Source organism: Streptomyces luteolus (assembly GCF_029968015.1).
GTDB classification, from domain to species: Bacteria; Actinomycetota; Actinomycetes; order Streptomycetales; family Streptomycetaceae; genus Streptomyces; species Streptomyces luteolus.
Genome location: NZ_JASCIS010000054.1, coordinates 39,874 through 50,166 on the forward strand (window position 1 = coordinate 39,874; position 10,293 = coordinate 50,166).

Annotated in this window: 12 protein-coding genes; 7 read left to right on the forward strand and 5 right to left on the reverse strand. The window is 70.5% G+C overall.

Annotation, left to right across the window (positions count from 1 at the left end; all coding sequences use genetic code 11):
- Positions 1-39: 39 nt before the first annotated feature.
- Positions 40-798 carry an SDR family NAD(P)-dependent oxidoreductase gene (locus QIT00_RS33690; protein WP_282539283.1) on the reverse strand — a complete coding sequence of 253 codons (759 nt, stop codon included), beginning with the start codon at positions 796-798 and terminating at the stop codon, positions 40-42.
- A gap of 209 nt (positions 799-1,007) precedes the next feature.
- On the opposite strand from QIT00_RS33690, the gene QIT00_RS33695 reads away from it, so the two are divergent.
- The 3 genes from QIT00_RS33695 to chpE all read left to right on the forward strand — a co-directional run bounded on the left by QIT00_RS33695 (position 1,008) and on the right by chpE (position 3,247).
- Entirely contained in the window at positions 1,008-2,153 is a 1,146-nt protein-coding gene (locus tag QIT00_RS33695; protein WP_282539284.1) for a GAF domain-containing sensor histidine kinase, read from the forward strand.
- Positions 2,146-2,826 (forward strand): response regulator, encoded by a 681-nt coding sequence (locus QIT00_RS33700; protein ID WP_282539285.1) that lies wholly within the window; start codon positions 2,146-2,148, stop codon positions 2,824-2,826. Before QIT00_RS33695 ends, QIT00_RS33700 begins: the two co-directional genes overlap by 8 nt.
- 175 nt (positions 2,827-3,001) lie before the next feature.
- Entirely contained in the window at positions 3,002-3,247 is a 246-nt protein-coding gene (gene chpE, locus QIT00_RS33705) for a chaplin ChpE (RefSeq protein ID WP_282539286.1), read from the forward strand.
- Between the two features lie 279 nt (positions 3,248-3,526).
- Here the strand turns inward: chpE and QIT00_RS33710 are convergent, their stop codons facing one another.
- Positions 3,527-4,324: a hypothetical protein gene (locus QIT00_RS33710; protein WP_282539287.1), complete on the reverse strand. Its 798-nt coding sequence runs from the start codon at positions 4,322-4,324 to the stop codon at positions 3,527-3,529.
- 119 nt (positions 4,325-4,443) lie between these two features.
- Here QIT00_RS33710 and QIT00_RS33715 point away from each other — a divergent pair, with 119 nt between their 5' ends.
- The 3 genes from QIT00_RS33715 (at position 4,444) to QIT00_RS33725 (ending at position 6,896) form a co-directional block, all read left to right on the forward strand.
- Positions 4,444-5,241, forward strand: a complete 798-nt coding sequence (locus QIT00_RS33715; RefSeq protein ID WP_282539288.1) for an ABC transporter ATP-binding protein — start codon at positions 4,444-4,446, stop codon at positions 5,239-5,241.
- Positions 5,242-5,340: 99 nt separating this feature from the next.
- Positions 5,341-5,769: an NfeD family protein gene (locus tag QIT00_RS33720; RefSeq protein WP_282539289.1), complete on the forward strand. Its 429-nt coding sequence runs from the start codon at positions 5,341-5,343 to the stop codon at positions 5,767-5,769.
- A gap of 167 nt (positions 5,770-5,936) precedes the next feature.
- Complete coding sequence (locus tag QIT00_RS33725) at positions 5,937-6,896, forward strand: SPFH domain-containing protein (protein ID WP_282539290.1); 960 nt, start codon at positions 5,937-5,939, stop codon at positions 6,894-6,896.
- A gap of 101 nt (positions 6,897-6,997) precedes the next feature.
- On the opposite strand, the gene QIT00_RS33730 is transcribed toward QIT00_RS33725, so the two are convergent.
- From QIT00_RS33730 to QIT00_RS33740, 3 genes are all read right to left on the reverse strand, one after another.
- Positions 6,998-7,510, reverse strand: a complete 513-nt coding sequence (locus QIT00_RS33730) for an HNH endonuclease (RefSeq protein WP_282539291.1) — start codon at positions 7,508-7,510, stop codon at positions 6,998-7,000.
- A gap of 240 nt (positions 7,511-7,750) precedes the next feature.
- On the reverse strand, positions 7,751-8,287 hold the full coding sequence (locus QIT00_RS33735; protein WP_282539292.1) for a YbhB/YbcL family Raf kinase inhibitor-like protein: 537 nt from the start codon (positions 8,285-8,287) through the stop codon (positions 7,751-7,753).
- 49 nt (positions 8,288-8,336) lie between these two features.
- Positions 8,337-9,119, reverse strand: a complete 783-nt coding sequence (locus QIT00_RS33740) for a sporulation protein (protein WP_282539293.1) — start codon at positions 9,117-9,119, stop codon at positions 8,337-8,339.
- Between the two features lie 169 nt (positions 9,120-9,288).
- Between QIT00_RS33740 and QIT00_RS33745 the strand changes: the two genes are divergently transcribed.
- Positions 9,289-9,930, forward strand: coding sequence for a DNA-3-methyladenine glycosylase (locus tag QIT00_RS33745; protein ID WP_282539294.1), 642 nt, complete (start codon positions 9,289-9,291; stop codon positions 9,928-9,930).
- Positions 9,931-10,293: the final 363 nt, after the last annotated feature.

The window sequence follows — 10,293 nt, forward strand, 5'->3', positions numbered from 1 at the left end:
GTGCGACCCCGGCACCCGTACCGTGCGCATCCCGAACCGTCACAGCGCCACCCCCAGCTCCGAAGCCGCGTACCGCCCACTGGCCGGCCGGGAGTCGAGCAGCCGCAGGAACGCCGGAACCACCGACTCCGGGAGCGGCCGCCCGGACATGTCGTCGAGCGGCACCGCGGCCCGGTACAGATCGGTCCGCATGTCGCCCGGGTCCACCGCCCACACCCGCAGCCGCGGCTCCTCCACCGCCAGCACCGCGGACAGCTGGTCGAGCGCAGCCTTGGAAGCGCCGTACCCGCCCCACGTCTCGTACGCCTCGACGGCCGCGTCCGAACTCAGGTTGACCACCGCACCCGCCTCCGCGGCCCGCAGCAGCGGCAGCGCCTCCCTGACCAGGCCGAGCGCCGCCACCACGTTCGTCTCGAACGCCTCCCGCACCCCGTCGAGCGACAGCTCCCCCAGGCGTACGAGCGGCTCCGCGCCCAGCGCGCTCGCGTTGTTCACCAGCAGGTCGAGCCCGCCGAGCTCACGCGCCGCAGCGACCAGGGCGCCCCGGTGCCCGGCATCCGTCACATCCCCGGCGATCGCCCGCACGCGCGCGTGGCGCCCCTCCGGCTCCCGCGCGGTGCCCTGCGCCTGCTCCCGGTCACGCGCGGTGCCCTGCGCCTTCTCCAGCTCACGCGCGGTGTCCCGCAACGGCCCCGCGGACCGTGCGTCCAGGACGAGGTCCCAGCCGCGGGCGGCCAACGCCGCGGCCAGGGCCCGGCCGAACCCCTTCGAAGCCCCCGTGATCATCGCAACCGGCATCTGATCCATCCCCTCGAGTCCGGCCGCCCGGTCCTGCTCGCAGGCCTCTGCCGGGCGGCTCCCGACTCTCAACGTAGGAACCCGACCACCCCCGGGACCTGAGCCGCCGGACCGCACCACGCAGGGGCCTTCGGCCTAGTCCCCGGGTCCTAAGAGGCCGCCGTCCCGCGGCCGATCCGGTTGTCCGAGCCCGCCGGTACGGTGAGGCCATGACCGACGGTCCCCGATCAGGCCTGCTCGCGGTGAGCTCCGCGCTCCTCGCCATGAGCAGGCACCTGGAAGTGCGCGACGTCCTCAAGACGATCGTCGTCTCGGCGCGCGAACTCCTCGACGCCGAGTACGCCGCGCTGGGCGTGCCCGACGACCACGGCGGCTTCGCCCAGTTCGTCGTCGACGGCGTCAGCGAGGAGCAGTGGAAGGCCATCGGCCCGCTGCCGCGCCAGCACGGCATCCTCGCGTCGATGCTGCACGGCGCCCGCACCGAGCGCCTCGCCGACGTGCGCAAGGACCCCCGCTTCGAGGGCTGGCCCGCCGCCCACCCCGACATGTCCGACTTCCTCGGCCTGCCCATCCGGGACGGCGACGAGACCCTCGGCGCACTCTTCCTCGCCAACAAGAGGTGCCCCAAGCCGCAAGGCGGTTGCGGCTTCACCGAGGAGGACGAGGCCCTCCTGGGCATCTTCGCCCAGCACGCCGCCCTCGCCCTGACCAACGCCCGCCTGTACGAGCGCAGCCGCGAGCTGACGATCGCCGAGGAACGCTCCCGCCTCGCCCACGAACTGCACGACGCCGTCAGCCAGAAGCTGTTCTCGCTGCGCCTGACCGCCCAGGCCGCCGCCGCCCTCGTGGACCGCGACCCCGGCCGCGCCAAGGGCGAACTCCAGCAGGTCGCCGCGCTCGCGGCCGAGGCTGCCGACGAACTGCGCGCCGCGGTGGTCGAGTTGCGCCCCGCCGCCCTGGACGAGGACGGCCTCGTCGCGACCCTGCGCACCCAGATCCAGGTCCTGGACCGCGCCCACTCCGCACACGTCACCTTCGACTGCACCGGAGTGCGCGCCCTGCCGGCCGCCCAGGAGGAGGCGATGCTGCGCGTCGCCCAGGAGGCCCTGCACAACGCCCTGCGCCACTCCGGTGCCACGCGCGTGTGCGTGGCGCTGCAGAAGCGCGGCCAGGGCGCCGAGTTGAGCATCACCGACGACGGCAGCGGATTCGACACCCGCGCGGTGAGACGAGCGGGACGCCACCTCGGCCTGGTCTCCATGAGGCACCGGGCGGGCGGAGTGGGCGGCCGCCTGACCGTGGAATCGGCGCCCGGCAAGGGCACCACGATCACAATGGAGGTCCCCGGTGGCTGACGAAGAACGCTCCGAGGCGCGCCAGGTCGCCGCTGCCCGGGCCATCAGGGTGCTCCTTGTCGACGACCACCAAGTGGTCCGCCGCGGCCTGCGCACGTTCCTGGAGATCCAGGACGACATCGAGGTCGTCGGCGAGGCCTCCGACGGCGCCGAGGGCGTGGCCCGTACGGAAGAACTCCGCCCTGACGTCGTCCTGATGGACGTGAAGATGCCCGGCATGGACGGCGTCGAGGCGCTCCGCAGACTCCGTGAACTGGCCAACCCCGCCAAGGTGTTGATCGTCACCAGCTTCACCGAGCAGCGCACGGTCGTCCCGGCCCTGCGCGCGGGAGCCGCCGGCTATGTCTACAAGGACGTCGACCCGGACGCGCTCGCGGGCGCCATCCGCTCCGTGCACGCCGGCCACGTCCTGCTGCAGCCCGAGGTGGCGGGCGCCCTGCTCTCCCAGGACGAGTCGGGCGGCGCACAGGGCAGGGGAGGCTCGCTCACCGAGCGCGAGCGCGAGGTCCTCGGCCTGATCGCCGACGGCCGCTCCAACCGCGAGATCGCCCGCGCCCTGGTCCTCTCCGAGAAGACCGTCAAGACCCACGTCTCCAACATCCTGATGAAACTCGACCTCGCGGACCGCACCCAGGCAGCTCTCTGGGCGGTACGCCACGGTGTGGCCGGCTGAGCCACGGCCCTCTACCTCACCGGGCTAGACTCCCGCCGCGGACCGTCACGTTCCGGTCTGAGATTCATACCGTCGTGTGGATGTCGCCCGTACGGCGCAACTTCCGTACGGGCGGAGCGTTCTCCAGTGCGTGCTGCGGCGGCTGGCCGCAGCTTCCGCAAGAAGGGTCCAAGAAGTGAAGAACCTGAAGAAGGCCGCTGCCGTCACGATGATGGCCGGTGGCCTGGTCGCCGCCGGCGCCGGCATGGCCTCCGCCACCTCCGGCGCACACGCCTCGGGCGCGGCCGTGCACTCCCCGGGCGTCGGCTCCGGCAACCTCGTGCAGGCGCCGGTCCACATCCCGGTCAACGCCACGGGCAACTCCGTGAACGTCATCGGCGTGCTCAACCCGGCCTTCGGGAACGCCGCCGTCAACCACTGACGTACGCCCCGGGTCACTTGCCGACCACCGGCCCTCCAGGCACCCCAGCCTGGAGGGCCGCGCGCATACCCGGACCCGTACGCGCCACGGCCCCGACGTACGAGTCACGGCCCCGACGTACGAGTCACGGCCCCGACGTACGCGCCACGGCCCCGACGTACGAGTCACGGCCCCGGGCCCTCGCACACCACTGGCCGCACACCCACGCCACGGGACACCCGCACGAGTGCACACGCGACCGACCGCACGCCCGTGCGCCCCCGAGTGACCCGGTACGCCTCAGCGCACCCCGCGCTCCCGCTCCTCCACGAACGCGTTGTACGCCGCCACCTGCGCCCGCCGCGCGGTCCGCTCCACCGGCCGCAACGCCTCGGTCCGCGCCGCCATCTCCGAGGCGCTCACGGCCCCGCCGTGCCCGTTCTCGTACGCCACCGAGATCAGCAGCGCCACCCGCTGCGCCAGCTCCAACACCCGTACCGCACGGGGCGGATAGCCCGGCGCGAGGATCTCGCGGCCGCGCTCGGCACGCGCGCGGTACGCGTCGATCGCCGCTTCCGCGACCGGACCCGAACCCGCCACGTCGAGGCGCGACAGGATCTCCGTCGCGTCCCGCAGCGCCTCCGCCAGCTCCCGCTCCGCCTCGCCGAGCGAGGGCACGTCCGCCGGCGGCGCCGCACGCACCGGCAGGCAGTGCCACACCACCTCGACGTGCACGTCAGCAGCGTCCGGACCGGAACCGGCCTCGTACACCTCGGGCACAAGACCCAGCGCGACGCCCTGGCAGACCACGGCCTCCTCGGCGTCCAGAGCGCGCGCGTTGAACTCCGGCGGACCGCTGAGGCCGAGCGGATGCCCGGGCGCGGGCAGCGCCACCCGCAGCCCCGTCGCGCCGAGCGACCTGAGCCGCCCCAGCGCGAGCGTCAGACCGACCGGCGCGGACTCACCCGGCAGCCCCTCGACCCGGTGCACCGCGTCCTCGCCGACGATGGCGAGCACCGCGTCATCCGGCGAGACAAGTCCCGCAATAAGGGCATTTCCCCAAGAGGCCAACAGGCCCGAGCGTGGTTCCGTGAGCATGGACACCAGCCTAAGGACCCCACTGGCGGCGGGAGTGTCCGACCGGTGGCGTAGGTTTTACCGGGGGCTGCGTCCACAGACGCAAGCGAGACGAGACTGCAATGGGAGACAACGCGCTCATGAGCGATGTTCTGGAGCTGGTGGACGTATCCGTGGTCCGCGAGGGCCGGGCCCTGGTGGACCAGGTCTCCTGGTCCGTCAAGGAAGGCGAGCGCTGGGTCGTCCTCGGCCCCAACGGCGCGGGCAAGACGACCCTGTTGAACATCGCGTCCAGCTACCTCTTCCCCACCACGGGCACCGCCACCGTCCTCGGCGAGACCCTCGGCAAGCCCGGCACGGACGTCTTCGAGCTCCGCCCGCGCATCGGCGTCGCCGGCATCGCGCTCGCCGACAAGCTGCCCAAGCGCCAGACCGTCCTGCAGACCGTCCTCACCGCGGCCTACGGAATGACCGCCACCTGGCACGAGGACTACGAAGAAGTGGACGAGCGGCGCGCCCGCGCCTTCCTCGACCGCCTCGGCATGACGGACTACGTCGACCGCGATTTCGGCACCCTCTCCGAGGGCGAGCGCAAGCGCACCCTGATCGCCCGCGCCCTGATGACCGACCCCGAGCTCCTCCTGCTCGACGAACCCGCCGCAGGCCTCGACCTCGGCGGCCGCGAGGACCTCGTGCGCCGCCTCGGCCGCCTCGCCCGCGACCCGATCGCCCCCTCGATGCTGATGGTCACCCACCACGTCGAGGAGATCGCCCCCGGCTTCACCCACGTCCTGATGATCCGCCAGGGCAAGATCCTCGCCGCCGGACCCATCGAGCTGGAGCTCACCTCCCGCAACCTCTCCCGCTGCTTCGGCCTCCCGCTGGTCGTCGAGCAGAACGGCGACCGCTGGACGGCCCAGGGCCTCCCGCTGAGCTGAGCCCCGGCACGGCGGCACGGCCCCGCCGTGCCGCCGCGCGCCCACGGGGGCCGAGGTGCACCCTGTCCCTCGGGCGACCTTCGCGCCTACGATGACCACGTGGACATCGACGCATGGGTGTGGTGGCTGATCGCGGCGGTCGGCCTCGGAATTCCTCTCGTCCTGACGGCAATGCCGGAGTTCGGGATGTTCGCGGTGGGCGCCGTCGCCGGCGCCGTGACGGCCGCCCTCGGCGGTGGAGTCGTCCTGCAGGTGGTGGTGTTCGCCGTCGTCTCGGTCGCCCTCATCGCGGTCGTACGCCCCATCGCCGCCCGGCACCGCTCGCAACAGCCCCAAGTCGCCTCCGGGATCGACGCGTTGAAGGGCAGGCGGGCCGAAGTGCTCGAACGGGTCGACGCCCGCAGCGGCCGCGTCAAGCTCGCCGGCGAGGTCTGGTCCGCCCGCGCCTTGGACGACTCCCAGTCCTTCGAACCGGGCCAGCAGGTGGACGTCGTGGAGATCGACGGAGCGACGGCCATCGTCATGTGACCGCGGCGCGGCGGACGTTGGCGTGAACTGACCGAACGTCCCCCCGCGCACCCCGGTCGTCTGACAGACTCGACCACCAAGATCTTTCCGATGGTCACCAAGGCAATGGGTCACCGAGGCATTGGTCACCAAGGCAGTCAAGGCAAGAAGGGCTCGGGGGAACACCGATGGAACCGATCATCATCGTCCTCATCATCCTGGTGGTGCTCGTCTTCATCGCCCTGATCAAGACGATCCAGGTGATTCCGCAGGCGAGCGCCGCCATCGTCGAACGCTTCGGGCGCTACACCCGCACGCTCAACGCGGGACTCAACATCGTCGTCCCGTTCATCGACTCGGTCCGCAACCGCATCGACCTCCGCGAACAGGTCGTCCCCTTCCCGCCGCAGCCCGTGATCACCCAGGACAACCTGGTCGTCAACATCGACACGGTGGTCTACTACCAGGTGACCGACGCCCGCGCCGCGACGTACGAAGTCGCCAGCTACATCCAGGCGATCGAGCAGCTCACCGTCACCACCCTGCGCAACATCATCGGCGGCATGGACCTCGAGCGGACCCTGACCTCCCGCGAGGAGATCAACGCAGCCCTCCGCGGAGTCCTCGACGAGGCCACCGGCAAGTGGGGCATCCGCGTCAACCGCGTCGAGCTGAAGGCCATCGAGCCGCCGACCTCCATCCAGGACTCGATGGAGAAGCAGATGCGCGCCGACCGCGACAAGCGCGCCGCGATCCTCACCGCGGAGGGCATCCGCCAGTCCGCGATCCTCACCGCGGAGGGCGAGAAGCAGTCCGCGATCCTCAAGGCCGAAGGCGAGGCCAAGGCCGCGGCCCTGCGCGCGGAGGGCGAGGCCCAGGCCGTCCGCACGGTCTTCGAGGCCATCCACGCCGGCGACCCGGACCAGAAGCTGCTGTCCTACCAGTACCTCCAGATGCTCCCGAAGATCGCCGAGGGCGACGCCAACAAGCTCTGGATCGTCCCCAGCGAGATCGGCGACGCCCTCAAGGGCCTCTCCGGCGCCATGGGCAACTTCGGCGGCCTGGGCGGCGGTTCAGGCACCCCGACGGTCCCCGGCCCCACCAAGAGCCTCAGCTCCGAGCGCCGCGAACAGCCCCCGCTCGACTGACACCCCGTCACGTGGAAGGGCCCGCCTCCCGGTCGAGGAGGCGGGCCCTTCCACGTATTCACCACGCGCCCGCAGTACGCACATCACGCCCGTACGGAACCTCAGGCGGCCGCCGCGGGCTCCGGCAGCCAGTCCGGCAGCCCCGCCAGCCCGTCCGTGCCAAGGGCGAGCAGCATCGCGTCCGAGGGCGTCGGTACGTACGGCTCGAAGAGCAGCGGCATCCCGGCCTGCTCCGGCGTGCGGTTCGCCTTGCGGTGGTTGTCCGGCGCGCACGAGGCGACGGTGTTCAGCCACGTGTCCCCACCACCCCGCGACTTCGGTACGACGTGGTCCACCGTCGTCGCCCGACGCCCGCAGTACGCGCACCTGTGCCGGTCCCGGACCAGCACGCCCCGCCGCGACCACGGCGCCTGTCTTCGGAACGGCACCCGCACGAACCTCAGCAGCCGGATCACCCGAGGCACCGGCAGATCCACGGCGGCGGCACGCATCCGCAGCTCGGGGTGGGAGGCTTCGACGACGGCCTTGTCCTGCAGTACCAGTACGACAGCACGGTTCAGCGACACCGTCGACAGCGGCTCGAAGCTCGCGTTCAGCACCAGCGTGTCCCGCATTTCCGCCCACCCTCCCGTGTTGCACCTGCCCACCCCACGGCGGACTTGGATCAACTCTGGCCGGGCGCGCCGCATGGGACAACGGAATAAAAAATGCCCGCCCCTGATCACTTCCATGACCAAGGACGGGCAAACAGCCGGTGAACGATCGGCTTCCAGCCGGAACGCGTCGGAACGCGTCGGAACGCGTCGGAACGCGTCGGAACGCGTCGGAACGCGCCGAAACCCGATCTTGAGCGATCAGCCCTCGTCGGCCGCCGTGTACTCACCCACGAGCTGCGCGCGCGCCAGCGTGTGGAAACGCAGATTGAAGCCGACGACCGCCGGCGAAGCGTCCGCGTCCGGCCCCAACTTCTCCTGATCCACCGCGTACACGGTGAACACATAGCGGTGCGCGCCGTCCCCGGGCGGGGGAGCGGCACCACCGAACTCCTTCGAGCCGTAGTCGTTGCGCGCGTGCACGGCACCCTCGGGAAGACCCTCGAACTTGCCGCTGCCCGCACCGGCGGGAAGCTCCGTGACCGACGCCGGAAGGTCGAAAAGCACCCAGTGCCAGAACCCGCTGCCCGTGGGCGCATCAGGGTCGAAGCACGTCACGGCGAAGCTTTTGGTGTTCTCCGGAAAGCCCTCCCACCGCAGCTGCGGCGAGACATTGCCACCCGACAGCACCTGGGCGTCCCCCAGCACCTCACCCGGCGCCACGTCCTCGCTCAGCACGGTGAACGACGGCACCTGCGGCAGGTGGTCATGGGGAAGCGGCGGCCTCTTGTCAGTCACGTCAAACCTCCGGTCCAGCGGTAGAGCCTGCTGCGCAAAAGCCTAGGCCCTAGGCCCAATTGCGCTTGCTACCGACTTCCGACAGCCACTGATTGAGGTACGCGGCCCAGTCGGTCCCCTGGAAGTCCGCGAGCCCCACCTTGAACGCGCGGTACGAGTCGCTGCCCGAGGTGAACAGACCCGGCTTCTTGTCCATCTCCAGGACGACGTCCATCTCGCGGTCGTCGGCGACAAAGCTCAACTCGACCTGGTTGATGCCCCGGTACTGCTGCGGCGGAAGGAACTCGATCTCCTGGTAGAACGGCAGCTTCTGCCGCGTACCGCGAATGTGACCCCGCTCCATGTCCGCGCTCTTGAAGCGGAACCCGAGCTGGATGAAGGCGTCGAGAATGGCCTGCTGAGCGGGGAGCGGGTGCACGTTGATCGGGTCGAGGTCACCCGAGTCCACCGCGCGTGCGATCTCCAGCTCCGTGGTCACACCGATGTTCATGCCGCGCAGCGCGGTGCCGTCGATCATCGTCACCGGCGTCTCCCAGGGGATCTCGAGCCCGAAGGGCACGGAGTACACCTGCTCCGGCTGCAACTGGAACGCGCCACCGAGCTGCTGCCGCGTGAACTCGATGTCCTGCTTCGTCTCCTGGTCCCCGCCCTCGACCTCGACGCGCGCCTGCAGCCCGACGGAGAGACCCTCGATCTCCTGAACCACGGACCCACCCTGGATCCGCACCTCACCCTGCACGACACCACCGGGCACGACGTTGACCTCGGTGAGCACCGTCTCCACCGAAGCACCACCAGCACCCAGGCTCGCAAGCAGCTTCTTGAACCCCATGGCTTCTCCCCGCACTCTCGTCCCAGCGGACGGTGAACTCTGACCTTCGGTCTCTACAACCACTACCAACGCGATCCGGCCCCGGCCGGTTCCGCACCCTCACCCTGGCAAGGGCCGACCACCCTTGACCACCCACGCGCGAGCATCCATTGCACTACGCTCGTACGCCATGATCGCGGCCCCTGACCGTACGCCCCTGCCCAGGGAGTTCTTCGACCGCCCCGTCCTCGAAGTAGCCCCCGACCTCCTCGGCCGCACGCTGGTACGCAGCACACCCGACGGCCCGATCCGCCTCCGCCTCACAGAGGTGGAGGCCTACGACGGCCCCAACGACCCGGGTTCCCACGCCTACCGAGGCCGCACGGCCCGCAACGCGGTGATGTTCGGCCCACCCGGTCATGTGTACGTCTACTTCACGTACGGGATGTGGCACTGCATGAACCTGGTGTGCGGCCCCGACGGGATGGCCAGTGCGGTGCTGCTGCGCGCCGGCGAGATCACGGAGGGCGCGGGGCTCACCCGGACCCGGCGCCGCGCGGCCCGCAACGACAAAGAACTCGCCAAAGGCCCGGCACGTCTGGCCACGGCTCTGGACATCGACCGAGCGCTCGACGGCACGGACGTCTGCGCCGGGCCGCCGTCCCCTCTGTCGATCCTCACGGGGACGCCGACCCCCGACGACCAGGTGCGCAACGGTCCGCGCACCGGAGTCTCGGGCGAGGGAGGGGGCCACCCCTGGCGCTTCTGGATCGCCAACGACCCTACGGTGAGCCCGTATCGGGCCCACAAGCCCCGTCGTCGCTCGACTTGACGCGGCCCCGGCGGATCCGTAATGTGGCCCGAGCCTCTTGAACCGGGTACTGCCTTCGACAGCAGCCGGAAGAGGCCAACCCACTCAATGCGACTTCCCTCAACGGGGTCAATTTCGGCGTGCCCGGAATTGAATTCGGGGCCCGATTTTGAACGGCCGGGGAAATCCACTAGAGTTTGAGTGTCGGAACGGCCCAACAGCCGCAACGACAAACCCGGTTGACAGGGAATCAGGCCCGAAAGGATCTGATAGAGTCAACACCGCCGAAAGGCCCGGAAGGGCCGGAAAGCAAACCCCTTCCGACGGGGAATCGGACACGAAAGAGTCTGATAGAGTCGGAAACGCAAGACCGAAGGGAAGCGC

Excerpts from the sequence above, each read along its gene's own strand:
- QIT00_RS33690 (WP_282539283.1), bottom strand. The coding sequence starts at position 798 with ATGCCGGTTGCGATGATCACGGGGGCTTCGAAGGGGTTCGGCCGGGCC.
- QIT00_RS33695 (WP_282539284.1), top strand. The coding sequence starts at position 1,008 with ATGACCGACGGTCCCCGATCAGGCCTGCTCGCGGTGAGCTCCGCGCTC.
- QIT00_RS33710 (WP_282539287.1), bottom strand. The coding sequence starts at position 4,324 with ATGCTCACGGAACCACGCTCGGGCCTGTTGGCCTCTTGGGGAAATGCC.
- QIT00_RS33715 (WP_282539288.1), top strand. The coding sequence starts at position 4,444 with ATGAGCGATGTTCTGGAGCTGGTGGACGTATCCGTGGTCCGCGAGGGC.
- QIT00_RS33725 (WP_282539290.1), top strand. The coding sequence starts at position 5,937 with ATGGAACCGATCATCATCGTCCTCATCATCCTGGTGGTGCTCGTCTTC.
- QIT00_RS33730 (WP_282539291.1), bottom strand. The coding sequence starts at position 7,510 with ATGCGGGACACGCTGGTGCTGAACGCGAGCTTCGAGCCGCTGTCGACG.
- QIT00_RS33740 (WP_282539293.1), bottom strand. The coding sequence starts at position 9,119 with ATGGGGTTCAAGAAGCTGCTTGCGAGCCTGGGTGCTGGTGGTGCTTCG.
- QIT00_RS33745 (WP_282539294.1), top strand. The coding sequence starts at position 9,289 with ATGATCGCGGCCCCTGACCGTACGCCCCTGCCCAGGGAGTTCTTCGAC.